25 protein-coding genes and 1 tRNA gene are annotated in these 24899 nt (G+C 45.9%); 11 read left to right on the top strand and 15 right to left on the bottom strand.

Annotated features, from left to right (window positions below; all coding sequences use genetic code 11):
* Positions 1 to 136 precede the first annotated feature (136 nt).
* Entirely contained in the window at positions 137 to 1402 is a 1266-nt protein-coding gene (locus E5S67_RS20495) for an ABC transporter permease (protein WP_172190243.1), read from the top strand.
* 68 nt (positions 1403 to 1470) lie between these two features.
* On the opposite strand, the gene E5S67_RS20490 is transcribed toward E5S67_RS20495, so the two are convergent.
* The 7 genes from E5S67_RS20490 to ndhC all read right to left on the bottom strand — a co-directional run bounded on the left by E5S67_RS20490 (position 1471) and on the right by ndhC (position 5414).
* Positions 1471 to 2091, bottom strand: a complete 621-nt coding sequence (locus E5S67_RS20490) for a Uma2 family endonuclease (protein WP_172190242.1) — start codon at positions 2089 to 2091, stop codon at positions 1471 to 1473.
* 115 nt (positions 2092 to 2206) lie between these two features.
* On the bottom strand, positions 2207 to 2455 hold the full coding sequence (locus tag E5S67_RS20485; protein ID WP_172190241.1) for a DUF4926 domain-containing protein: 249 nt from the start codon (positions 2453 to 2455) through the stop codon (positions 2207 to 2209).
* A gap of 18 nt (positions 2456 to 2473) precedes the next feature.
* Positions 2474 to 2806, bottom strand: a complete 333-nt coding sequence (locus tag E5S67_RS20480) for a DUF6883 domain-containing protein (RefSeq protein WP_172190240.1) — start codon at positions 2804 to 2806, stop codon at positions 2474 to 2476.
* Between the two features lie 105 nt (positions 2807 to 2911).
* Entirely contained in the window at positions 2912 to 3697 is a 786-nt protein-coding gene (locus tag E5S67_RS20475; protein WP_172190239.1) for a hypothetical protein, read from the bottom strand.
* A gap of 145 nt (positions 3698 to 3842) precedes the next feature.
* Positions 3843 to 4346 (bottom strand): NAD(P)H-quinone oxidoreductase subunit J, encoded by a 504-nt coding sequence (locus E5S67_RS20470; RefSeq protein ID WP_172190238.1) that lies wholly within the window; start codon positions 4344 to 4346, stop codon positions 3843 to 3845.
* On the bottom strand, positions 4339 to 5061 hold the full coding sequence (gene ndhK / locus E5S67_RS20465; protein WP_172190237.1) for a photosynthetic/respiratory NAD(P)H-quinone oxidoreductase subunit K: 723 nt from the start codon (positions 5059 to 5061) through the stop codon (positions 4339 to 4341). The genes E5S67_RS20470 and ndhK overlap by 8 nt, the downstream gene beginning before the upstream one ends.
* A complete protein-coding gene (gene ndhC, locus E5S67_RS20460) occupies positions 5052 to 5414 on the bottom strand; it encodes a photosynthetic/respiratory NAD(P)H-quinone oxidoreductase subunit C (RefSeq protein WP_006635500.1) in 363 nt (120 codons plus the stop codon). Before ndhC ends, ndhK begins: the two co-directional genes overlap by 10 nt.
* A 162-nt stretch (positions 5415 to 5576) precedes the next feature.
* Here ndhC and E5S67_RS20455 point away from each other — a divergent pair, with 162 nt between their 5' ends.
* The 7 genes from E5S67_RS20455 to E5S67_RS20425 all read left to right on the top strand — a co-directional run bounded on the left by E5S67_RS20455 (position 5577) and on the right by E5S67_RS20425 (position 10285).
* A complete protein-coding gene (locus tag E5S67_RS20455) occupies positions 5577 to 5912 on the top strand; it encodes a rubredoxin (protein ID WP_172190236.1) in 336 nt (111 codons plus the stop codon).
* A complete protein-coding gene (locus E5S67_RS20450; protein ID WP_172190235.1) occupies positions 5899 to 6912 on the top strand; it encodes a photosynthesis system II assembly factor Ycf48 in 1014 nt (337 codons plus the stop codon). The genes E5S67_RS20455 and E5S67_RS20450 overlap by 14 nt, the downstream gene beginning before the upstream one ends.
* 56 nt (positions 6913 to 6968) lie before the next feature.
* Positions 6969 to 7217 (top strand): cytochrome b559 subunit alpha, encoded by a 249-nt coding sequence (gene psbE, locus E5S67_RS20445; RefSeq protein ID WP_006635503.1) that lies wholly within the window; start codon positions 6969 to 6971, stop codon positions 7215 to 7217.
* 20 nt (positions 7218 to 7237) lie between these two features.
* A complete protein-coding gene (psbF, locus tag E5S67_RS20440; protein ID WP_006635504.1) occupies positions 7238 to 7375 on the top strand; it encodes a cytochrome b559 subunit beta in 138 nt (45 codons plus the stop codon).
* A gap of 9 nt (positions 7376 to 7384) precedes the next feature.
* Positions 7385 to 7507: a photosystem II reaction center protein PsbL gene (gene psbL, locus E5S67_RS20435; protein WP_172190234.1), complete on the top strand. Its 123-nt coding sequence runs from the start codon at positions 7385 to 7387 to the stop codon at positions 7505 to 7507.
* Between the two features lie 69 nt (positions 7508 to 7576).
* Positions 7577 to 7699, top strand: coding sequence for a photosystem II reaction center protein J (locus tag E5S67_RS20430; protein WP_172190233.1), 123 nt, complete (start codon positions 7577 to 7579; stop codon positions 7697 to 7699).
* Positions 7700 to 8032: 333 nt separating this feature from the next.
* Positions 8033 to 10285: a transglycosylase domain-containing protein gene (locus E5S67_RS20425; RefSeq protein ID WP_172190250.1), complete on the top strand. Its 2253-nt coding sequence runs from the start codon at positions 8033 to 8035 to the stop codon at positions 10283 to 10285.
* Positions 10286 to 10563: 278 nt separating this feature from the next.
* Here the strand turns inward: E5S67_RS20425 and E5S67_RS20420 are convergent, their stop codons facing one another.
* The 5 genes from E5S67_RS20420 to E5S67_RS20400 form a co-directional block, all read right to left on the bottom strand.
* Positions 10564 to 11154: a cytochrome b gene (locus E5S67_RS20420; RefSeq protein WP_172190232.1), complete on the bottom strand. Its 591-nt coding sequence runs from the start codon at positions 11152 to 11154 to the stop codon at positions 10564 to 10566.
* Positions 11155 to 11437: 283 nt separating this feature from the next.
* Positions 11438 to 12247: a uroporphyrinogen-III C-methyltransferase gene (gene cobA / locus E5S67_RS20415; protein ID WP_172190231.1), complete on the bottom strand. Its 810-nt coding sequence runs from the start codon at positions 12245 to 12247 to the stop codon at positions 11438 to 11440.
* Complete coding sequence (locus E5S67_RS20410; protein ID WP_172190230.1) at positions 12244 to 12978, bottom strand: sirohydrochlorin chelatase; 735 nt, start codon at positions 12976 to 12978, stop codon at positions 12244 to 12246. The genes cobA and E5S67_RS20410 overlap by 4 nt, the downstream gene beginning before the upstream one ends.
* A 269-nt stretch (positions 12979 to 13247) precedes the next feature.
* Complete coding sequence (locus E5S67_RS20405; RefSeq protein ID WP_172190229.1) at positions 13248 to 13931, bottom strand: manganese catalase family protein; 684 nt, start codon at positions 13929 to 13931, stop codon at positions 13248 to 13250.
* Between the two features lie 193 nt (positions 13932 to 14124).
* Complete coding sequence (locus tag E5S67_RS20400) at positions 14125 to 15660, bottom strand: serine/threonine-protein kinase (RefSeq protein ID WP_172190228.1); 1536 nt, start codon at positions 15658 to 15660, stop codon at positions 14125 to 14127.
* Positions 15661 to 16064: 404 nt separating this feature from the next.
* Between E5S67_RS20400 and E5S67_RS20395 the strand changes: the two genes are divergently transcribed.
* The 3 genes from E5S67_RS20395 to E5S67_RS20385 all read left to right on the top strand — a co-directional run bounded on the left by E5S67_RS20395 (position 16065) and on the right by E5S67_RS20385 (position 21516).
* Positions 16065 to 16137 (top strand) — tRNA-His (locus E5S67_RS20395).
* A gap of 182 nt (positions 16138 to 16319) precedes the next feature.
* The gene (locus E5S67_RS20390) at positions 16320 to 20624 is read left to right on the top strand and encodes an AAA domain-containing protein (protein ID WP_172190227.1); all 4305 of its coding nucleotides are present in this window, start codon (positions 16320 to 16322) and stop codon (positions 20622 to 20624) included.
* Complete coding sequence (locus E5S67_RS20385; RefSeq protein WP_172190226.1) at positions 20602 to 21516, top strand: hypothetical protein; 915 nt, start codon at positions 20602 to 20604, stop codon at positions 21514 to 21516. Before E5S67_RS20390 ends, E5S67_RS20385 begins: the two co-directional genes overlap by 23 nt.
* 132 nt (positions 21517 to 21648) lie before the next feature.
* Here E5S67_RS20385 and E5S67_RS20380 read toward each other — a convergent pair whose 3' ends face one another.
* The 3 genes from E5S67_RS20380 to E5S67_RS20370 form a co-directional block, all read right to left on the bottom strand.
* A complete protein-coding gene (locus tag E5S67_RS20380; protein ID WP_216670613.1) occupies positions 21649 to 22170 on the bottom strand; it encodes an S-layer homology domain-containing protein in 522 nt (173 codons plus the stop codon).
* Between the two features lie 70 nt (positions 22171 to 22240).
* Entirely contained in the window at positions 22241 to 22966 is a 726-nt protein-coding gene (locus E5S67_RS20375; protein ID WP_216670608.1) for a DUF3747 domain-containing protein, read from the bottom strand.
* A gap of 348 nt (positions 22967 to 23314) precedes the next feature.
* Positions 23315 to 24307 carry a ribose-phosphate pyrophosphokinase gene (locus E5S67_RS20370; RefSeq protein ID WP_172190225.1) on the bottom strand — a complete coding sequence of 331 codons (993 nt, stop codon included), beginning with the start codon at positions 24305 to 24307 and terminating at the stop codon, positions 23315 to 23317.
* Between the last annotated feature and the right edge of the window lie 592 nt (positions 24308 to 24899).

Genomic DNA, 24899 nt, shown 5'->3' with positions numbered 1-24899 from the left:
CAACATGGAAGTTACGGATACACGGATAACTGTTTTTTTACTCTTCCTTCTTCTTTGTTCCGTGTTGCTTGTTCTTTCTTCCTTAAAACTCCCAATTACCCCTTAGCAATTACCTATTAGCTATTACCTATTACCAATGAAATTACAGACTCGCCCCCGTACCAACAAAATCTCTAACGTTCAAATCGCTTTCATGGCGACAGAGGCGCTGTGGAATAACAAATTGCGTACCAGTTTAACTATGCTGGGCGTAATTATTGGGATATCTTCGGTAATTGCCATTACTTCGGTGGGACAGGGAGTACAAAAATCAACTGAAGAACAGTTAAAGGCTTTGGGTACAAATGTGCTGTTGGTGTTATCCGGGGCTGCGCGATCCGGCGGTGTCAGTCAGGGAAGCGGTTCTGCTACTACCCTTACTTGGGATGACGCTAAGGCGATCGGCAAACAAGCTCCTGCTGTCAAGGCAATTTCTGCTTATTTGCAGCGCCAAGTGCAAGTAGTTTACGGGGGACAAAATTCATTTACTGCTATTTTGGGAACGGATTTAAACTATCCAGATGTGAAGAACATTCAACCTCAACAAGGACGGTTTTTTAACGAGGATGAATTGAATGCTGCTGAGCCAGTAGTTGTCCTCGGTTCTAAGGTGCGGGACGAACTTTTTGGAGCCGGAGCTAATGCGCTATCCTCCGATATTCGCATTCAGGGAAACCGCTACAAGGTCATTGGAGTGATGGAAAGCAAGGGGTCTGTAGGGGGAACCGATCAGGACGATCGAGTGTATATTCCCCTCAAAAATATGTCTTCGCGGATTGTGGGGAGAAATTCTTTAGCGGGGATTGCGATCTCTGGTTTTTGGTTGGAAACTGCGGGCGAAGCAGATTTAGCGGATGCTCAATTTCAAGTAGAAAATATCATGCGCTTGCGCCACAATATTTATCCGCCACAACCGGATGATTTTCGAGTTGTAAATCAAGCTGAGATAGTTAATACTTTCAGCAATGTGATAGGTTTATTTACGGTTATGGTGGGAGCGATCGCCGGAATTTCTTTGGTGGTTGGCGGCATCGGTATTGCTAATATTATGTTGGTGTCTGTTGTGGAACGTACTAAGGAAATCGGGATTCGCAAAGCGGTAGGTGCTACTAATGCAGCAATTCTAATTCAATTTATGGCGGAATCTATTTTAGTTTCCACGGTGGGGGGAACGGCGGGAATTGGGTTGGGAATTGCGATCGCCTTTGGGGCCTCGACAGCGTTCAAATTTCCGTTTGTGGTTTCTGTCTGGTCGATTACAGCAGGTTTTGGGCTATCTTTTACCGTCGGGTTGTTAGCTGGAGTATTGCCTGCTCGGAATGCCGCTCGCTTAGATCCGATCGCAGCCTTGCGGAATGATTGAATTTAAGCAATATAAGCTCTTGTGGGGTGGGCATCCTGTCCGCCCGAAAGCCTAAATTTTAATTCAGCTTATACTAAACCAGCTTGAAAAATCTGGTTTGCTGTGAGGTTTAAATCGGGAAAAGTTTGCGACACAATCCGATCGTTCTCTCGAAACTTGAGGATTTGATATTCACCATCAACCAAGTTACCCACAGAAATCGTCGGTTGTTTGGGATTGCCAATAAAATTGCGTCCACCCAACGCAGCATAATCCACAATCCAATATTCAGGAATACCCATCTCCTCATAATCAGCATATTTCAAATAGTAATCATCGCGCCAATTGGTTGACACAACCTCAATTATCAAAGGTATCGATGCACCCAAGCTGAGGATAGATTGTTTTTGCCACAAAGTTTCGTTCACCAGATTTGCACGATTCAGCACCAACACATCAGGGAAATAACCAGAATCTTTTTCAGGAGGCCTAACTATCGCTTGGTTGGGGATACCGTATGGCAATCCGAGATGATTAATTTGAACAGCAATTGCGATCGTAAGAAAGCCTGTAACTTCTTGATGTTCCCCTACTGGTTGTATTATTTCAATAATATTTCGATTGTGCAGTTCGTAGCGTACCGCCGAATTTTCAGGCAGCCACTCCACAAATTCCTCGAAGTTTACGAGTTTGGGTAAAGCTTGAGTCATAAATTTTTAGAATTACTGATAATAGAAATTATATCTCTATCCATCTGCCTGTATCTGCGTGCATCGGCGGTTACAAATTTCCATTTTTTATAAAGTCCGCAAGTTATTGTGCCGCTTATGCTGTAACCATTTCGGGTTTAATATCAGGTGATGCTGGCTCAAAATACAACACCATGATTTGCTCTGGATGCAGCCCGACAGATTCATAAGTGCGTCCGTTGCGATCGCTAAATTCCACCTCAAACGCTGCACCATCAGCCAACAGTTCAACCACTGTCCCAACTTGTCCGCGCCACAGATTGTATTCAGGAATGTCAACGGTTAAGGCAACGACATCTAGCAATTTAACTGTATTCTTTACCACTTTTATTACCTTCAGGCACTACAGAGGATAGCAGGTTGTTAATCTCGGAATTTCCAAGTGGTGCTCAATAATCCAGCCACTCCGAAGAGTCGCACTTCTATTTTGCCATTCTATCGTGAAATCTAGGGTATAGCGTTGCCCGAACCCATCCCGCCTCCCTAACTGAGCTTCGTGAGTTTGAATGACTTCAAGCAAAATTTGGCGCAATTCCTCAGCATTGTCAGGTGTCATGCCAAGAATTGACGAAAAAAGCCGCGCTTTGTGTTTGCCATCGTCGTGTTCTGGATTGAGGCAGTAGTCACGAAGTTTACGAATATCAACAACTGCATTCTTTGCATTTGGAATGAGCATAGAAAAGCTGATACGAATAAGCAGCCCTCAGTTTATCTTGAAATCGGCGATCGCTTTAACGGCCAAGCTCACCGGATGCAGATAACCTTTCGGACTCAACGTCATCTACCTTGAAGATTTAATCTTATCAATAACCTGCACAATTCTCTTTGCACAGGCAATTGCCTGCTCTTGGTTTTGGCACTCTGAGGCTCGGATTCGCTCAATATGGACTCCCTCATGGGCAAGCATAGTTGTCCTATCATGTGCTTCTGCTGGTGTTTCGTTGTGTACAGTATCACCATCTACTTCTACAACCAGTACAACACCGTTTTTAACAATGACAAAATCTGGTTCAATTCTGCTGTATGTTTTACCACCTCTAATGAAAACGGGTAATGGAGCAAAGGATACCCCAAGTGATTTAAGAGCTTTGTAAAAAAGCTCTTCGTTCTGAGAACGAAAGAGCAGCCCGTCTACTGTTCTCGAAGCTATATTATCAGACCTAACACGACCTTGATTATTGACACCTTTACCTGTGACCCAATTCTTTGCTTTTTCGCGCCACTCCTCACCTGCGCTCAGAATGGGACTAATACTCAAATAAGCTAATTTATCCTCTCGGTATGGTTTGAGAAGTATTCTTGCCTTCTTCAGAATTAGCTCTTCACATACCTCAATCTCGTCAGAAATTTGCGAGTAAAGGGAATCAGGAACTTGAAGATAGAGGTGGTAAGTGTTTTCGCAGAATTCTTGACCATCTTCATCATGATAGCATTGGGTGATACTATACTCTGCATTTGCTAGGATAGCCACCTCACGCATAGAACCTTCTGACGCAAATAGCCTTGCGCTTGTCGCCAAGAGAGCTTCAATATCATTAATGAGTTGGCGACTTGGGTTTGAGGTCATGCGGAGGAATTATAATTTTTAGACTAAGAATATCACAAAACATCGCCCTACAGCACTAGATAAAAAAAATAGAGGGCGAGTTTCGCATAAAACTTGACCGCAAAAGTCAAATTTTATGCTCTAAACCCGCCCTCGCAAAACTCCCTTAATAAGCGTCTTGCAATTCGTAAAAATCAGGGGAAATGTAATCTTTCCGCAGCGGCCAGCCTACCCAATCTTCGTTCATCAAAATCCGTTTCAGATTCGGATGTCCTTCATAGACAATGCCGTACATATCGTAGGATTCCCGCTCTTGAAAGTCGGCTGCTTTCCAAATCCAGTAGACTGATGGCACTCTGGGATCTTCGCGGGGTACGAATACTTTGACGCGGACTTCTTCAGGCTTGGAAGCATTATCTGTCAGCTTAACCAAGTGGTAGACGCTGACTAAATCTTGTCCAGGGCCTTGGTCGTAGGCGCACTGGCACTGCATATAATTAAACCCGTAGGCGTACAGTGCTGTTGACATCGGAATTAGGAATTCTCGATCGACCTTTAATATCTCCACGCCCAAATTATCGGCCGCTAAAGCTTCGTGTTCAAAGCCATTTTGAGTCAACCACTGGGAAACCTTCCCGGCTTCAACAATTGCAGATTCTGTCTCAGCCACGGTTTACCTCCTGTTTTTGTCCTGCAAGCAGGGCCGGCGGTACTGGCATTCCCATTGCTTCGGTCAATTCTTTCGGCGGCGCCATCCGGCCTGGAACAGACAAGTATTTGCCGTCCAAAATGTCGTCTACTACTTTCATTTTGTGGGGTCTGGTGTAGTAGCGGTGGGTTGGCAGCAAATTGGCCCGTTCTTGCATGGAATTGTTGGCGATTTTTTTCCGCAATTTGATAATTGCGTCAATAATCGCTTCTGGGCGGGGGGGACAGCCGGGGATGTACACGTCTACCGGAATCAGTTTGTCAACGCCGCGGACTGCTGTGGTGGAGTCCATGCTGAACATTCCGCCGGTGATGGTGCAAGCGCCCATCGCGATGACGTATTTGGGTTCCGGCATTTGTTCGTACAGCCGCACCAAGATGGGGGCGTACTTCATGGTAATTGTGCCGGCCGTGATGATCAGGTCGGCTTGCCGGGGGCTCGATCGCGGTACTAAGCCGAATCTGTCGAAGTCAAAGCGCGATCCGATCAAAGCTGCAAATTCAATGAAGCAGCAGGCAGTGCCGAAAAGCAGCGGCCACAGGCTCGAAAGTCTCGCCCAATTGTATAGGTCATCCACTGTTGTCAGGATGACGTTCTCTGAGAGTTGCGATGTGACTTCCGGGCGCTCTACAGGGTTGATCAGCGCTTTTTGTGATTTGTCAGAACTTAAGACCATTCCAAGGCTCCTTTGCGCCATGCATAGACAAGAGCAATAACGAGGATCGTGATAAAAAACAAGGCTTCGATAAAAGCCAACAGTCCTAGCTGGTTGAAAGCAACCGCCCAAGGATAGAGGAAGACGGTCTCTACGTCGAAGATGACGAAGACCAGGGCGAACATATAATATCGGATGTTGAATTGAATCCAGGCTCCGCCGATCGGCTCGACGCCAGATTCGTAGGTAGTACGTCGGTCGTAGGGACGACTTTTGGGGCGCAGTACCTTAGACGCCGTGAGGGCGAGGATAGGGACTAGGCTGGAAATTAACAGGAAGCCTAAGAAATACTCGTAGCCGCTGAGTGCAAACACGGTGAATAATTACTGCCTAGGTGAAAGGGTTCTGTAACTTGTCTGTTACATTATATAGATTTTGGGCAGCTAAAATTACGAGTTGGTTGAGATTAATCGTCCATCTTCTGCAATAATTTTTAATGTATATTTTAAGATTAGCTTACCTACTCTTTTGGAGCTATGAGCGATCGAGCCACTGAGACTAAGACCCTCGATCGGCACGAGTGCCGCGCCTGCGGCTACGTCTACGATCCGAAAAAGGGCGATCCTAAAATTGGCATTGCCCCGGGCACGGCTTTTGAAGATTTGCCCCAAACTTGGGTCTGCCCCGTTTGCGCAGCGCGCAAGTCGGCGTTTCAAAATCTCGGTCAGATGGAAGGGATATCGGGATTTAAGGCAAATCAGCGCTACGGTGTCGGTGTCAACGGCATGACCGAAGGTCAGAAAAGTTTGCTGATTTTTGGCGGCTTGGTCGTTGGTTTCTTGTTGTTACTTAGTATGTATGGTTTGCAGTAAGACGATTGTGAGATTTTGGCAACGAATTGTAATGTTATTGGCCGCTGCGCTCATCTGTACGAGTTGCAGCACGATCGGCTCCGTGAGTTACAACCCCTGGCAAGTGATTTCTTTGCCGACGAAAGCTAATTTGCAGGATATTGCCTTTACGGGCAATCCTCAGCACGGCTGGGTTGTGGGTTCGGAGGCAACTCTGCTCGAAACCTCCGACGGTGGCACTAGCTGGAAGTCTATAGCACTGGATATCGACGATCCGAGGTCGCGTTTTGCGTCGGTGAGTTTTTCGGGTTCAGAAGGCTGGATTGTCGGCCAGCCTTCTGTTTTGCTCCACACGAACGATGAGGGGAAGTCTTGGACGCGGATTGCTTTGAGCAGTCAGTTGCCAGGTTCTCCGAGTACGATCGCGGCTTTAGGCCCGAACTCCGCCGAGATGACCACCGATGTGGGGGCGATTTACCGGACTTCTGACGGCGGCAAAAATTGGAAAGCTGTCGTGCAGGATTCTTTTGGGGTAGTTCGCAATATCAACCGTTCTGAAGACGGGCAGTATGTTGCGGTTTCCTCGAAGGGCAATTTCTACTCGGTGTGGAAACCCGGACAAGAAGCTTGGGAACCTCACAACCGCAACAGTTCTCGCCGCCTGCAAAATATGGGTTTTACCAAGGACGGGCGTTTGTGGATGCTCGCCCGCGGCGGTCAGATTCAGTTTAGCGACCCGTCCAATCCTGAAGGTTGGGGAAAACCGTTTTTTCCCGATCGCAAGGCGAGTTGGGGTTTGCTGGACATGGCTTACCGTACTGATAATGAAGTTTGGGTAGCCGGCGGCGGCGGCAATTTGCTGTGCAGTTTGGACGGCGGAAAAACTTGGCAAAAAGACCGCGAAGTTGAAGATGTTCCCGCTAATTTTTACAGGATTGTCTTTATGGGCCCCGATCGCGGATTTGTGATCGGCGCGAGCGGTACTCTACTTAAATATCAAGGTTCAGCGCAAGCTGCTTGATAGTAGAATAGTAATAGAGATTGTCTGTCAATTTGTTGTTGAAAGGAGGATTCTAAATGGCTGGTACAACTGGAGAACGTCCGTTTGGGGACATTATTACAAGTATCCGTTATTGGGTAATTCACAGCATCACCATTCCAGCTTTGTTTATTGCTGGATGGCTGTTTGTGCAAACGGGTTTGGCTTACGATGCTTTCGGAACTCCTCGCCCTAACCAGTATTTCACACCGCAGCGCGAAGAAGTGCCGATTATCTCGGATCGCTTTGAAGCTAAGAAACAAGTAGATCAGTTCATTGCCAAGTAATTTAACAAGGATTTGGAAAAATGACGAGCAGAACCCCAAACAATGAGCCAATTTCGTATCCGATTTTTACGGTGCGGTGGTTGGCAGTTCATACTTTAGGTGTCCCAACAATTTTCTTTTTGGGCGCGATCGCAGCAATGCAATTTATTCAACGATAGGAGTTTACAATGCCTGAGCGCGTTCCTAATCCCAACGAGCAGCCTGTTGAGTTAAATCGGACTTCTCTTTATTTGGGTTTGTTGTTGATTTTTACTCTGGGTATTTTGTTTTCCAGTTATTTCTTTAATTAACTGGTGTCTGAGTTGGGTTTCGATAGTTCGATCGAATTTGTTTAGCTGTGAATTAGTGAGGTGATGGCTATGTTTAGTGAAAGTGGCAGAATTCCTTTGTGGCTGGTAGCTACTGTCGCAGGCCTCGGTGTTCTGAGCATTTTGGGTCTTTTCTTCTACGGTGCTTATGCCGGTTTGGGTTCTTCGCTGTAAGGAGAAGTAAGCTGATTTTCGGCTTTTAACCCCCCTTGAAAAAGGGGGGTTTTAATTATGCGAAATTTATTGGTAAATCTGGGATAAATGTTATCGAAAGTGTTAATTTTTCGGCAAGTTTATGATAATTTAATTCTCTTGTGAGAGCAGGGTTTTTTGTGGTTGGGTGGAGATTCGCTCAATAAACTGCTCGCCTTGCGGGTTCACAACCCCAAAATCGATCGCCACTAGCCGACTATCGCCTCAAGAGTGTGGACAGATCCTGAAATTAGCCAAAAGTTGCGAGTAGAATGGTGCAAGAGCCGATCGCTCGATCGTAGTGCACAGCGAAATATGACCCCACCGCAGCCGCCCCGCAAACCTCAAACCGTCTTGGGTGCTATTACCCAAGCAGTCCAGACTATTGCCAAGGTTAATTTTAACCAGCTAGCGCTGAAACCGAATGCCAAAGTACCCGAACTGTGGGTGCAGGATGCGGGTGCAGCTAAAGCTGAGGTTTATCCGCTGTTGGGCGATCGATATTTGTTAGGTCGATCGTCCAAATCTTCAGATATTGTAGTTCGCAATCCCGTTGTCAGTCACGTCCACTTATCCCTGTCGCGGGATACTCGGCGGCGGACTCCTTTTGTCATCAAAGATGAAGACTCCACCAACGGCATTTACAGCGGCAAAAGGCGAATTAAAAGTATGTCGCTGCGTCACGGAGACGTGTTCACTTTAGGCCCGCCGGAACTAGCCGCCGCTGTCAGAGTTCAGTACGTATATCCGCCGCCTTGGTATCTGGAACTTGTGCGTTACAGCTTTTACGGCGTTAGCGGAATTACCGCCTTGATTGCGGTTTTGGTAGGTATGGAATCGACCAAGTTTCACGTGCGGCCTCTACCTAGAAGTATCAATGGCCCCGTGATTGTTTACGCCCGCGACGGGCAAACTCCGCTGCGTCCTCCTCAAAATAACGCTCACTTAGAATTAAAAAAATTGCAGGATTTTTCGCCCTATTTATCCAAGGCGGTACTTGCTTCGGAAGACAGCCGCTACAATTGGCATTTGGGGGTAGATCCGCTGGGCGTTTTGCGAGCACTTTTAACTAATGTTCGCGGGGGCGGAATTCGTGAAGGTGGTAGCACTCTGACGCAGCAGTTGGCGAGGAGTTTGTTTCGAGATTATGTGGGAACTCAAGATTCGGCGGGACGCAAGTTACGGGAAGCTGTAGTGGCTTTTAAACTGGAGAACTATTACAGCAAAGACGAGCTATTGCTGACTTATTTAAATCGCGTGTTTTTGGGAATTGACCTTTACGGTTTTGAGGATGCGTCTCGGTTTTATTTTGGCAAGTCGGCGAAGGATTTAACTTTGTCAGAGGCGGCGACTTTGGCGGGAATTTTGCCTGCGCCAAACAGTTTTAATCCGATTCAAAATTATCAGTTAGCGGTGCAGTATCGCGATCGGGTAATCGAGCGGATGCGGGCACTGGGGACGGTTTCTCAGGAAGAAGCCGATCGCGCGAGGCGATCGCGAATTGAAATTAATCCCAAAGCTCGCGAATTTCTGCAAAGTACGATCGCTCCTTATTTCTACAGTTATGTATTTGACGAATTGGAGTTTTTGCTGGGGGAGCAGTTAGCCAGAGAAGGCAATTTTATTGTAGAAACAGGTTTGAATCCCGGCCTGCAAAAGGTGGCTGAAGCTTCCCTCAGAAATGCTGTAGAAAATGCGGGAGCCAATGCAGGTTTTTCTCAAGGAGCCGTGGTAACTCTCAATACTACAACAGGAGAAGTCTTAGCTTTAGTTGGGGGCGTAGATTACTTGAAAAGTCAGTTTAATCGGGCTACCCAAGCTTTGAGACAGCCCGGTTCTACATTTAAGATTTTCACCTATGCAGCCGCCCTAGAACAGGGAATCTCACCCGATAAAACTTATTCTTGCGAGCCGCTTTCCTGGGGCGGACAAAGTTACAGCGGCTGCGAAAGAACCAGCGGCAGTGCTGATATGTATCGGGGTTTAGCACAGTCGGAAAATGCAATTGCTTTGAGAGTAGCACAAGATGTCGGTTTAGACAATGTAGTGCAAATGGCCAGACGTTTAGGGATTACATCTGAACTGCGTTCTAACCCAGGTTTAGTATTAGGTGAAAGTGAAGTTAACGTATTGCAATTAACTGGTGCATTCGGGGTTTTTGCGAACCGGGGTTTGGGGAATCGCCCCCACGTAATCAAGCGAATTATTGACAGCAGCGATTGCAAAGATCGAAATAATTTTAACAGTTGCCGGGTGATTTATGACTATCAAAAAGATGGCATTGCCAATCGTCAGTTAGTTTCTGAAGGCGTAGCGGATACCATGACTGATATGCTGCAAGGTGTTGTGCGGGGAGGTACGGGTAGCAGTGCTGCTTTGGGGTTGGGAGAAGCTGGAAAAACAGGCACGACTAATGATAATAGAGATTTGTGGTTTGTCGGTTATATTCCCAGTCAGCAACTCGTGACAGGAGTTTGGTTGGGAAATGATGATAATTCTCCGACTGGGGGAGGTAGTGCAAATGCCGCTCAGTTGTGGGGGGAGTATATGCGGGAAGTGGCGCGTTGAAATCATCAGTCATTAGTCATTAGTCATTAGTTAGTAGTTAGTAAGCGGTTGTGCATTTAAATTGTATGTTGAGGGCGGGCTTTCCTGCCCACACCACAAGAGTAAAAGTTTATTTGACCGTGCAATTTAAATGCGGATTAGCTTAGTCATTTTACCAATGACTAATGACTGCAGATGCCATATTTAAATTTATTCTACAGTCTGAGAAACTGAGCGAAAGCTAACCCTCCTCGCGAGCAATGAAATCAATACGTTATTGATTTCAGGACTGATTAAGGTTAACTGAGCGATGATTTTTTCAGGGCTTGGGTTGTTCGTCTCCAAAGCGATCGCACATATTTTCGTTGGTCGATCGCGTGCAGTACAATAAAGGCCAAGAAAGTATAAGCAATCCAGAAATGTAAATCTCCTGCAAAATCTACTACCGCTGCATTTTGAGGAAAAATATCTGGCAGCGTTGCAACCCAGAAGAAAGGGACATTCCCGCTTTTATAGGAATTAGAGAGGAAAAATCCGCTCAGAGGAACCGCTACCATGAACAGATAAATTGCCGCGTGCAGTAGAAACTTGCGAATCCACTCACCTGTAAACTTGGGAAGGCGCCGCGTGTACTTACGCCACCAAACCCGCTGCAAAATGAAAATACGCCAAGTTAGCAATCCAATTGTCAACACCCCAATCGATTTATGCAAAGTATAAGTGTTGCCTCGTAATAGTGTATTGTCTGGCATTTTTACCATCCCAAATCCCCCAACAAACAGCAGCAGATAACAGGTTGCCATCACCGCGTGCATTGACCATAATTGCTTGAATGCTGAATTTGTTCTAGGCTGGGGCTGTTTTTCTTGCGGAACTAATTTGGAATTCATCGAATACCTCCTAAAATTGAATGGTCTTTGGGTTCTGTCATTCAATATATGCGACTTCTATAAATCTGAGATCGACCGTTGATTAAAATTTTTTTATGTTTCTGGTGACTGAGGCAAAGCAGAAAATAGTCTATATTGCAGTACAGGAATCGAAACGTCGCTGCACAATTTGAGGATGATGCTTGTGGGGTGTTCCGCCTGCTGTAACAATACAGCGGACGGGCTACGAGAGCCCATCCCACAAAACAATCAAAATCATCCCGCAATTATGCAACGCACCCGCTTATTCTACAGTCTGAGACACGGGGCGACAGCCAGACAATATCGAGTGCAAATTGACGACATTTCCGATGACGGCGATCGCAGGTGCTGCAAATCCAGTCGCCTCAACTTGCTCTACAATTGTACCCAAAGTCCCGATCAATTCTTCTTGTTCCGGTCGCGTTCCCCAGCGCACTAATGCTACGGGCGTTTCTGCACTCAATTCGGCTGCTGTCAACTGGCCGATAATGTAAGGCAAATTGTGGATTCCCATGTATACTACAATGGTTTCGGACCCGCGGGCGATCGCCTGCCAATTTACCTCCGGTCGATATTTTCCCGCTGATTCGTGACCGGTGACAAAGGTGACAGAGGAACTGTACGATCGGTGTGTTAAAGGAATTCCCGCATAAGCAGGGGCCGCAATTCCAGAAGTGACACCCGGCACTACTTCTACCGACACTCCAGCTTTTACCAACTCTTCCATTTCTTCGCCGCCGCGGCCGAAGATAAACGGGTCGCCGCCTTTGAGACGAACTACGATCGCATTATCTCCAGCTTTTTCTATCATTAACTGAGTTGTTTCATCTTGCATTAACGAGTGGCGGCCTTTGCGTTTTCCCGCATCAATTCGTTCGGCTTGGGGGTTGATTGCTGCCAAAATTTGAGGGCTGACTAAAGCGTCGTAAATCACCACATCCGCGCACTCTAACAGAGCTTTTCCCTTCAAGGTCATCAAACCCGGATCTCCGGGTCCCGCACCTACTAAATACACTTTGCCTAAAGACATTTTTCTTGCTTCCTTTACCTCTTCTGTGCCACTGCGGTTCATTTTTGAATTAAATCCCCAATTAAGTCTGCTAATTCTACACTTGCGCCTAGAGGATTTGCGAGATGAAGTTCCGCCGCAGGAAATTGCTGCTTTAGCTGTGCGACATTTTTGGCGATCGCATCTGTAATTCCTCCATTAAATAAGAAGTATGGCACAATTCCAATTTGGTGCTGTCCACCACGAACCAAACTGTCAATTTGCTCTTCCAAACTCGGCTTTACCGACCAATACGCTGTCTGTGCACCGAGTTGGCTGGCGATTTCCTCAACTGTCGAGTTACCTCCGGGGCGACGGCTGCCGTGAGATAATAAAATCCATTTTGGCCATAGCAGATTGGGGAGAAAAGTCACCTCTTGCATCTGACTTTTTACCAATTTTGTTAAGCCTGCTTTCTGGGAACCTAAATGCGGGCGCAATTCAATTTTTAGCTTGTCACCAAAAGTTTTTTGGGCAATTTCCACCTCTGCCGGTATGTCTTCGGCGACGTGAACTCCCGGCAATAAAAATACAGGCAGGATTTGCAATTCTGTCAGTCCCAGCGACAGGGTACGTTCGCCAAAACTGCAAATTTGTTCGTGCAGCGGTGCGGGCCCGAGTTCTAAGGTGGCGGTTGCTACTGCGGGGAACGAGTCACCCAAATTTTGAGAAAGCAGTTGACCTAGGTTTTCCAAAGCTAGTTGGGGTCTGGGGTCGCGGCTGCCGTGAGAGACTAATAAATAGGTCGATCGCAATTTCAATATGGATTTAATGTTAATGTTCGATCGGGATCTGGACTTTCGCGCACTAACTCAAGAAACCGGGTTTTTCCACGGTGGCCAGAGGCTGCTGCGAAGTATTTTCGTAAAAAAAACCCGGTTTCTGCTTGAGTCCGGGAGAGTTTCAATAACTATAACATTTTTTAGCCGATCGTTCTTCATAGGAAAGAGTAGGTTGGGTAACGCGAAGCTTTTCCCAACCTACTCGGCTACTGTGCTGTGAGGGTGATTACGGAATATTCCGATTAATGTCTTGGGCCTGGTTCGGCGATGTATTGGAAAGTAGGTTCCGAGTTCCAAGGGCCGCGTTCGTCCTTGCCATTTGTGGACAAGTTAAAGTAGAGATCCACAGTGGAATCTGGCGGAATATTCCCGAACAGCGGATCCGTGAGTTTACCCAGCGATTCCAGAGCTTTCATGAACATTTGAGTGTGAGAAATTTCGCGAGTCAGCAAAAAGTGCAACGTGTCTTTCGTTCCCGCATCCGGTGCTAGTTTAATCAATTCTTCGTAGGTTTGGCGAGCTCCTGCTTCCGCACCGATATCAGCGCGCAAATCGCGCACGACATCCCCGCCTTCGTTGATATAAGCTGCTGTCCAAGCTTGACCTTGGCTGTCTAACAAGTGTGGGCCTACGCCGCGCACCGCAAACAAAGTGCTTTTATAAGCTTCTGTTTGGTCAACGTTTTTGGTGTGCATTTCTATGAGTTGCCCCACCATTTCTAAGTGGCTGAATTCTTCAATGGCAATATCTTGGAGCATATCCTTAATCCCTGCATTTTCACAGTGAAATGACTGCACCCAGTATTGCAAAGCTGCTGTCAGTTCTCCGGTTGCTCCGCCAAACTGTTCTAGCAGCAATTGCGCAAAACGCGGGTTAGGTTCGTCTACTGTCACCGCAGACATTAATTCTTTTTTGTGAAAAAACATGGATCGGTACCTCTTTTTACTTCTCTTGCTAAAGTCTGAAGGATTGCAGACTTTATCTGTGTTCGCCTTAATCCATTGTGCGACAAGCGATCGCACCGAGCCTCGGTCGATGGATACATCTAGCTCGACAAATTTCTCTGCTTTCAGGTAGAGTTTAAATATGAAATTTTACTTAGTGAGTCGGTAGAGCAAATTACAATTTAGGAGCAGCTTTATTGTCGCACTCGGTTAATTTTGCTGACAGGGCATCGAGATGCCGCAGCCACTGAATGCCGCCAACCCAACTGCGAGAGGGGAGGTGTCCGATTGGTGCTTGCTGACTAAATTTAATCTGCCCTAAAGTATTAGCAGAATTGTAGGTTTGCCAGTTGACCAGATCGCAAAATCTGATATAATCTCCCTTAACGCTTTCATAAATCTGTTTTTGGATGCTGAAGCCAAACCGACCTTGACTGTAGTGCAACCACAGGCGATCGACTGTGTGCAAATCTTCGCAGGGGATCTGGTAAATTTGGCTAATTTCTAGCTGAGTTCCCGGTGGCTGGGAAAGAGATTGACACATCAAGCCCCAAGTTTCGCGATCGGCTTCTTTCCACTTTTTGTTAGACAAAAAATCTCGGAGTTTGGTATAATCAACTCCCCGTGCAGAAATTATGGTGGGTTCGATATTTGAAGTATTTGAAGTAACAGATAAGGAAAAATTTTCTGCTGAATTGGGGACGGCATTGGTGGGTGAAATAGGAGAGTCAGGAGTTTGTAGCGCGCTGAGATCGGTTAAGTTCTCGCTATTACCGAGAGCAGGAGCGATCGGCTTTTTGGGCGAAAGCAAATTTTGATGGCGAATATCTAAAGCTGCTTGGGTATCTTGCAAAACTTCGGCAGCAAAACTGTACCGCTGATTGAGATTAGTTTGCAGCAATTTATCTAAAATTTCACCTAACTCCTCGCTAATACTCGTGGCTTTGGGGAGAAACTCGCGCCACCACCAGCGATCGTTGTTGCAGTCGTACATATCTAAGGGAGGAACTTGCGTCATCAGGCGAATGCAAGTAACACCTAAACTGTAAAGGTCGCTAGCAGGAAATACTTTGCCGCGCATTTGTTCGGGAGCTACATAATCTTGACTGCCGATGAGCGTTGCTGGACGGAGTATGGCTGTATCAGTCATTAGTTTGGCAATGCCGAAATCGATCAATACGAGTTTGTTGTCCGATTGGCGGCGGATAATATTTTCGGGTTTGATGTCGCGGTGAATGACGCGCTTGTCGTGGATAAATTGCAGCACGGGCAATAAGTCTTGCAGCAGTTGCCAAATTTCATCTTCATCGTATACACTCAGGTCTAATTCTTGTTTAAGAGTCGATCCCTCTATAAACTCTTGAACTAAATAAATATGACCTTCTTGTTCAAAGCAGGCTAATAATGTGGGGATTTGCGGGTGTTTTCCGAGTTCGTCTAAACGGACGCCTTCTTGCCGAAATAATTCAACGGCTTTGTTGAAAATTTCCGGGTCGCGGTCGTAAAAATAAAATTGCTTGACTGCACAGCGGGGTAAAGATGGGATATCTTCATCAATTGCTAGGAAAGTTTTACCAAATCCGCCTCTACCTAAAAGTTCAATCGGGCGATATCGCTGTCTCAGCAACAGGTTAAAGCCGCAGTTCAAGCAAAATTTGGCGGTGTGGGAGTTTTGAGGATTTTGACATTCTGGGTTGACACAGTAGCTCATATCGATTTTAGATTTTAGATTTTAGATTTTAGATTTTAGATGGCGGACAAGACTTTTTTTTAAACGAACCGCGAAGACGCGAAGCGGCGCGAAGGAATAGGGAAGAGAGAAGAGAGAGAAGAGAGAGGGTTGACAACTGATATAGTCCGAGATATGAGGCTATTTTAATGCGCTAGGTCGAATCGGGACGCTGCCAGAGCTGCTGAGTCCGGGCCGCGCGACTGCTCAGGAAGCGGGATAGTTGCCGATCGCGCGGAGCGAAAATTGTGCTAAACTCTTACTGTGCTTGAAATTTGAGGCACAATCGATCAGTCCGGTTCAGGGACGCTCAGAAATATTTCAAAATATTTTTGCTTTACCCCTAGACTTGTGCTGAGATCTGATGCTATAGTTAAAAAGATATGGCGAGTGTAGCCAAGTGGTTAAGGCAGTGGTTTGTGGTACCACCATTCGTGGGTTCAATTCCCATCATTCGCCCTTTTAATTCTGAACTGTTTAATTCGATCGCCCGTCGGCTGTACGGTAATTTGCGATCGTCGTAGGGTGTGCAGTGCACACCTTAATCTTTTTGGGGATTTAGCGGTTCTGTCGGTACAAGTTCCGATGTGCTAATCTTAAATCCAATCTAAAGTCTAAAATCTAAAATCTAAAATCAAAATATGCCATCTTTAGTAACAGAAGATTGGGGATATAAATTTAGTGGCGATCGCACAATTAATAAGTTTATTCGGGATATAGAAGGAGAAGCAGCTTTAGGGAAATATTGCGATTGGGAATGCAGAGAACGTGCGGAAATTCTGATGTCGGAGATAGCTGGAAAATCGCACAATCTGTTCTACGTGCGCCGCCAAAAGGTAAATGAAAGATTTTCTGAAGAAGAAATCTGGGAATTGCTGCTTGCTACGGATGGAGATGATTTTGAATTACCCCAATTGTTGCAAAAAGCCGATCGCACTTTGCGGTTGTTAGCAACTGTACGCTGTGAAGACGGAATCGGCGGTTTAAAGCTGCTGGATGCTGGTTTGGTGGCGGTTCCCAGAGGAAGGAAAGATGGGTATGCTTTGCCGGTTCAGTTGCGACTTTTGGCTAACAGTAGATCGCCAATTCCTGTAAAGTCGATCGCCCGCGTCCAACAAATGCCGTTTTGGGACGACAGACACATACCGACTACCGAACAGCTAAAAGTTTGGCATACTTTTTTAAATGTTGAAAAACGCATCGCGGAAGCGCGTCAATTTTGCGTGCCTTTCCGAGGACACAATTACGGTTCCGGCTTCAAAATCGTCACTTTTGAAATCGATCGTAATTCCGCAACTCTTGATGGCTACGAGGAAAATTCCTTAGAATTGGGCGACTTTCGTGAAAGGCTAAAAAAAGCCAGAAATGAAGAAATTATCCTGTTTGATTCGCCGCCCGGAAGCAGAAGCAGCCGCGATGGAGAGACATTGGGTAGCATCGCCGAAATTGACTTTGAACATGGTAAATTACGCATTAAGTTAGATGTTGATTTAGGCGATCGCATGGCGGGCGGCAGATATCAACTGCCCAAACAAGGATTCTTGTATTTTGAAGCGGCGGGCGATATCAGTCAGATCGAACGCAAGAAAAAAGCTTTAAAAATGCTGACAGACGGTCGCGCTCAAAATCCCTATTTGAGCGAATTTTTATTCGACTCTTCTCAGGCGAGAATGCCGGAAAAATTGATTAAATTGGATCGGGAAAACTTATTAAATCGCAATGCTAATGACGACCAACTTGCCGCCGTAGAAACCGTGCTTTCGGCGCGGGATTTAATTTTGATTCAAGGCCCGCCGGGAACGGGCAAAACGACTGTGATTGCGGAGATTTGCTATCAAATTGCCCGTCAGGGCGGCAAAACGCTCATTGCTTCCCAAGCAAATTTGGCTGTAGACAATGCTTTGAGTCGGTTAGTTCACAATCCGGCGATTCGGGCTTTGCGGAAGGGAAAAGCTCATAAGGTGCAGGAAGAAGGGCAGCCGTTTTTAGAGGAAAATGCGATCGGTACTTGGCTGCAAAATACGGCGACTGACTGCGAACAAAAGCTCTCGCAGCGCCAAACTAATGTCAAATTTTTGCGCCAGTTGGTGGCAGAATCCGAGCGATTTACCGCCTACTGTGCCGCCGAGAAAGATTTTTATAATGAACTCAAACACTTGCACGACAGTAAAGCAAGTATTGAGGAAAAGTACAGCCAGCAAACAGCAGATTATGAACTAATTTTAACCGAAAAAAGCGAAATTGAATCTCTAGTTAGTGGTTTAGAAAATCTGTTGGATGCGCCTAATGTCAACTGGGAATCTCCAGAAGTTGCCGAGTTTATGCCCCGACTAAAACCCTATTCAGAAGGCAATGTTTTAGTAGAAAACTTTATGGCAAATGTTCGGATTGCCGCTAGCAATGCTACTCAAATAGGTTTCGATCGCCCTGCTTGCGGCGCGTTTGGGATTGGGGTTTGGCTGCAGGAAACTGTAGCAGCGCAAATATCGGAATTTAAGACAGCATTCGATCGCGCTGATGATGTTTGTCACGCTATGTCAACGGTTGCGGAGTCGCTGCGGGTGTCGCGGCAGATGTCTGAGGCTGTGAATCAACTCGAATTGGGCGATCGGCAAAATCAGACACACCGCCACAATCTCGAACAGAAAATTAAGAATTTGGAACTGCGAAAAGCGGAAATTGCAGCCGTTGTCGTCGCCGTTGCACAGTGGATTGAGACGGCAGATACGGGGCTCTATGAAGTTGTGAAATCTTGCTGGGAAACGGGCGCAATGCTCACGGATGATATGGTAGAATTGCCCGCAGGATTGCTGAAAATTGCCCGATCGCTCAAATTGCCGATCGTGCCGCCCAAATGCAAAATCAATTTGCCCGATTTGGATCGGTTGCAAAAGGCGATATCCCACGAAGAAAGCGCAGGTTTTAAGGACATACAAGGGCAACAGTTCCGGTTTAGCGAGTTTCTGCACCTAAATTTGAGTCAAACGCCGATCGTGCTCTCTGCGGGCGATCGTACACAGTGGCAGCAACTAGCCAAAGACTTCGCCAGCTACTCCCAAGTCAGCCCGAGTCAGCGCAAATTTATCATCGAAAAAGCTGGCACTTTCTTAGGTAGCATTCAACAATTTTACAGTCAATCCTTGCAGCCAAATCAGATCCAGGCTACCTTCGATCGCCTAGTCAAAGAATTGCTGCACAGTATCTTGGCAAATGCGCGTCAGTGCGTGGTTCCCCTGAAAACCGAAACCGAACAGCAGCTTATAAAACAGCAACAATTATTAGATAAAATCGGTCAAACATTAAACCAGCAGCAAATATCCGCTGCTAAACTTCAGGTAGAAACAGCGCAGCAAGAGGCAAACTTAAAAATTAGCGAAGTTACTAATTTGTTGCAAGCAATTGTCCAACAGCCAAACGCACCTGAAAAATTGCGGATTTTATCCGAACAATATCTCGCCCAAAAATCCAATATTTGGGAGCAACCGCAGCAGTTTGTCAAGCAAGTTGAGGCTTGGAAAGCCAGCACGGTTCAGCTTGAAAAATCCATTGCTGACTTAGAGCCTTTTGGGGTTTTGGAGACTCTCAAAAACAGTCTTGACGAGCATTTATCCCCGCTCCAAATTGCGGCTTCAACTTCGCAGCAGAAACTCGCAGAACTTCAAACAGAATTGAGCGAAATTACCGCTCAACTGCAACAGCAGCAACCGACATCCGCATTACTTGTTGAGAGAAATTGGTGGGAGTCAGCATGGCAAACTATCCCGACTCAATACCAGCCAGAAGTTCCGAATACAGGATTATTCAGCGTAGCTTTTTTAAACAAAATTAAGCGTTTATTCAAAACTTGGCAACGAAAATTAGAACAAGAAGAAACAGCACTAAATCGCTCTCAAACCTTTGTTACAGATTGGATTCAAAAACTCCGCAATCCATCAGAAAAAGACCGCAACGATTTAAAGCAAATTTATATTGACAATGCCAACGTGATCGGCATTACTTGCGTGCAAGCTGCTAGTTTCGATTTTACTAAAAACTTTCCCAGCTTTGATGCAGTAATCATTGACGAAGTTAGCAAATGCACTCCCCCAGAGTTGTTAATTCCCGCTTTGAAAGGCAGAAAGTTAGTATTAGTGGGCGATCACCGGCAATTGCCGCCGATGTTTAATCAAAGTACGATCGACGATATTGCCGAAGACATCGGCTGTACCGGAGACGAACTTAGCTTCATAAAAGAATCGCTGTTCAAAGTTTTGTTTGAAAATGCCAGTGACAGCATCAAAAAAATGCTGACAACTCAGTATCGAATGCACCCACAAATTATGGGCGCGATCAATCAGTTTTACCAGCAAAAACTCAACTGTGGCATTCAGGAAGCTGACACCAAACGCGCCCACAACCTAGCAGGTAGAATCATTCAAGAAAATAATCACATTCTGTGGGTGAAAACGCCCATCGGACAAGGATTTGAAGAGGAAAAACAGGGTACTTCGCGGTTGAATGTTAAGGAGATTGATGCGATCGAGCGTTTGTGCGAACAAATGGAGACAGCTTGGCGGCCGAAAGTTGCCGACGGTGAACCACCGAAAGAAATCGGAATTATCACTTTTTATGCTGCTCAATTAAATGCAATTAAAGACAGAATCGAAGGCGAAAGATTCCCAGCTTTGAGCATCCGCACTGGTACGGTTGACATATTTCAAGGCATGGAAAGACCTGTAATTATTGTCAGCACAGTGTGCAATAATATTAGGGGCGATATTGGATTTGCTAAGGAACCGGAACGGGTGAATGTGGCATTTTCCCGCGCTCAAGAATTGCTGGTAGTTGTCGGCTGCCACGATTTATTTACCCAACAAACAGGTACAGTGGGAAAAATGTATCAGGAAGTTTCAAAAACGGTGCGTCACTGCGGAGGTTTTGTAGATGTTTCTAGCGTCCTCAACTAAAACAATTGACTCGAATTTAAGTTCGCTAGCCGAACAGATTGAGCAACAAAATCCGGGTTTGTCAGTGTTGGCGGCGCGTCAATTCCGCTTCGCAATCCGGCAAACTCCGCTGGAGGTGGCGATTAGCGAACCGCGCCAGTTTAACGTGTTGGAAGAGTTTATTTTGCGGGCGGGGGTTGAGTTTGAACCTGCGCCAACTTTGAAGGAATTGGCGGATTTGCTGGGGTTAGACGAGATTTTTGTGAAGACTGCGGCGGCGACTCTGGTTAGTTTGGAAAGCTTGGAGGTGGCGGAAAATGGGCAAATTGCGATCGCCCCGCAAGGCAGAGATTTTTTCGAGAAAGGTGCGGTTAGTCGATCGCAAATTCAATCAATTTATGCCATTTCCGATCCGCTGAATCAAACTCTTACCTTTAAATTCGATGCTTTAGCGACCGAATCGGTCAACTTGCCAGATTTAGCCGATTTAGTTTCGCTCGAACATAAAATTACCGACCTTGCAGATTTAAGTATAGCAGAAATCCAGCCGTTAATTCAAGCTTCCGGCTTAGGAATTCACGTCCCTGAAAACGGCAAAATCGTGTCAAAGTGCGATGTCATCGGCGACGATTTAGATATTTGGCAAACAGTCTCGATTTTTGTGTTGTTAGATGCGATCGAAGATAAAACTACTATTCAAGTCCGACAGGGAAAGCAAATATTAGAAACAGCATCAAACCGACTCAACGAACTTGAATCCCAGCAAAAACTTTCCTTGAACGACTTGTGCGAATCAATTCCCGACATCGCACAGCAAGAATCAGAGACAATCCCCGTCCAGAAAACTCCCAAAAAGCCATCTACAGCACAAGGAAGAAAGAAGAAGGAAGAAGGAAAAAGTAAGAAGCAATAAAACAGGAATTATACCATGTCCGATCGAACTATCACAATAAGATTGGTTTGTAATGAAGACTAAAGCCTTCCCTACAAATACCTTGATTGCGGATAATTGACCGAACACGATATTACTGAGCCTTAACGCATTTCAGTATCCGCAAAGTAACCGCCGCCCCGTAATTCCTTTTTGCAGAATCATTCGGAGCAAACCGCCAATTGCGTTAAGAGCAGCAGCAACAGAACAATAAGAAGACATTTGAGTAATAATAGAAGCAGCCCAATAATTCTGAATGTCTGAAAAAGTTTTAGACGGCTCTTTAGCAACTAAATTCGGCTGCATTCCCCGCGCCGACAAACCAAATTCCGCCGCTCGACGGCGCACCGCCATCAATTCAGCGCGAGTGACGGGCTGCGTAGGTTTAAAAGTTCCATCTTGATAGCCGCTAACTATCTTGTTGTCCCGCGCAAATAGAACTTTTCCGATACTCCAGCGAGAAATAGGAAGGTCGCTATAGGGACGGATAGAAACATTGCTAGGAAATGTGATATTAGCATCTTGTATTCCTTTCCAGGATTCCAATACTAAAGATACCAATTGCTCTCTGGTAACAGCAAGTTGCGGTCGAAAGGTATTATTTTGAGAAAACCGGGCTACAAACCTAAAGCCCACAGCTTCTTTAATTTCGGAAGCGTAGATATCATCGGTAGCTATCTCCGAATTGTAGAAAAGCCAGTATTGCCTACGGTATTGGTATTTCCTGCGGTATTTCCTGCGGTATTTCCTGCGGTGTTGGCTGCGGTAATGGCTGCGGTATTGGCTGCGGTATTGGTATTGGTATTGGTATTGGTATTGGTATTGGCTGCGGTAATGGCTGCGGTATTGCTTCGGTATTGCCTCCGGTATTGCCAATTGCTCCCGGTGCGGGTTGATTGGTAGTGAAATAAAAGTGACCTAATGTCCGGCCTTGGTAAGCTCTTTTACTCAAGTGCCAAGCAGGATCGAGACTGATTTTCATAAAGTCGTTAACATCGCCGTTTGTGCGACCGATAATCACCGAATCACCTTGGAAATCTACCGGAGTTCCCATTAATAGAACATTGCCATCAACACTTTCCAAGGTCAGGCTGTATTTTAATGCTAAATCGGTGCCTGCCATGCGAATTGAAAAGCCGTTACTGTCTGTTGCGCGACCACAAATACCGGTGAAATCAAAAGTAACTAATAACGGATCAACTTTCACGGGATTAGAGCCGCTTTCGCTCCAGCACTGCCGTTTGTCAGATACCTGTTCTAAAATTAGCAATTGGTAGCCTCCGTAAGGGCGGGGTTGGGCGATGACAATTACTCGGTCTTGGCTAATTTCGGTTTCGTCAAAAGTAAATGCTTTAGCCGAACCGATCGCCCCGAGTGTTAAAATTGCTGAACCTGCCAGTGCGGCCACTGTTCGTACAAGTGAATGTTTCATGATTTTTGCCTATTGGCTCCTTATTTGAATGAGACTTATCTAGAATATAAAAAAGTCGTGTTCTTTACACAACAAGATAGGATTTTAGCATCTCTTGTTCCGGTGGTACCAAGCGCGATCGCACAACGACAATAAAATTGGTTTGTAGCCCGGTGAGGGCGGGTTTATAGATATTCTGGATGTGAATTACACATTCTTCGTGAGATCCGCCCCTACAAGTGTTATGGCTATTTTACCGAGGTACTTGATATTACTTGCGGGAAACGATCGCACTATCCGCAAAAAAAATGGTGCGTTAACCAAGTGTAACGCACCCTAAAACAAACATTCAAAAAGCGCCTTTCCTGTCTAGCGGAACATACTGCTAACAGAACTATCTTCGTGAATCCGCCAAATAGTTTCTCCCAGCAAATTCGCTACCGAAAGCACTGTCAACTGCTTAAAACGGTTCTCTTCAAGCACAGGAATTGTATTCGTAACAATTACCTCTTCCAAGACCCCGCTAGACAAACGCTCGATCGCCGGAGGCGAAAACACCGCATGAGTAGCACAAGCATAAACCTGCCTCGCACCCTCGCGGCGCAACAATCTCGCGCCCTCAGAAATCGTGCCGGCAGTATCGATCATGTCGTCCACCAACACGGCTGTTTTGCCGCTCACATCACCGATGAGGTTCATCACTTCTGCCACGTTGTGAGCTTGGCGGCGCTTGTCAATAATTGCCAGGGGAGCATCGCCAAGTTTTTTGGCAAAAGCTCTCGCCCTAGCAACTCCGCCAACATCCGGCGAAACCACAACAATATCCGTCAACTGCTTGCTCGCCAGATAATCCAAAAGCACTGGCGAACCGTAAACGTGGTCAAAAGGAATGTCAAAATAACCTTGAATCTGAGCCGAGTGCAAATCCATCGCCAAAATGCGACCTGCCCCAGCTTCAGTAATCAAATTAGCCACCAACTTCGCAGTAATCGACTCTCTTCCAGCGGTTTTGCGGTCAGCCCTTGCATATCCGTAGTAGGGAATGACGGCAGTAATTTGTCTGGCCGAAGCGCGCCGACAAGCATCGATCATAATTAACAATTCCATGAGGCGATCGTTTACCGGACCACAAGTGGGCTGAATCAAGTAAACATCGCAACCCCGAATCGATTCTTGAATTTGAACGTAGAGTTCCCCATCAGCGAACCGCTTGCGAACCATCGGCCCCAAATCGATCCCCAGATAGCGAGCCACCTCTTGGGCGAGGGGAACATTAGCAGAACCGGAGAACAGCCGGAGACGGTCGTGAGCGGAAACCGGCGGCTCGGGAAGCGAAAGCGGTAAAGTAGCAGAACGGATCACAGCAGGCCTCTTGCAGGACGTTTATTCCACCGCTATCTTACCATCTGAAACTAGAAATATTCAGCCAATTCTTTGAGAGATTTAACTTTCGGAGCTGCCACAAGTGTGAAGTTAGGCGAGCTGAATAGGACTTGCAGAAGTAAGTCCGATAAACCGGGTTTCTAGCCCACCTTCCGCATTTTCAACGGTCACAATCGGTTTTTAGTTATTTTTATCTAGCAATAAAGCTATAAATTATACTTTGATACCGTAGGTTAACCGGTAAAAAACTTTTTAAAGGCATAATTTATTACTTTACTTTGGAGCCGACATTCCGCACCCTCAACGGTCACAATCGGTTTTTACTTATTTTTATCCAGCAATAAAGCTATAAATCATACTTTAATACCGTATATTAACGGTATTAAACTTTTTAAAGGCATCATTTATTACTTTAAAGATAGAGTTTTCTGCGTAATTATACTGTGTGACCCCCCAGGCTGCGGAATCTGGGTTAAAGATCAATACGGTTCAGTTAAGGGCTATGCAGTGCTTGAAACAATAAATATAGGAGTATTCATTATGATTCCAGTACCTCTGTGTTTAACTTGTT

This window comes from Microcoleus asticus IPMA8 (assembly GCF_013179805.1).
GTDB classification, from domain to species: Bacteria; Cyanobacteriota; Cyanobacteriia; order Cyanobacteriales; family Microcoleaceae; genus Microcoleus; species Microcoleus asticus.
Note: the sequence above shows the minus strand (reverse complement) of the source record. Positions and strands in the feature narration are given on the sequence as shown.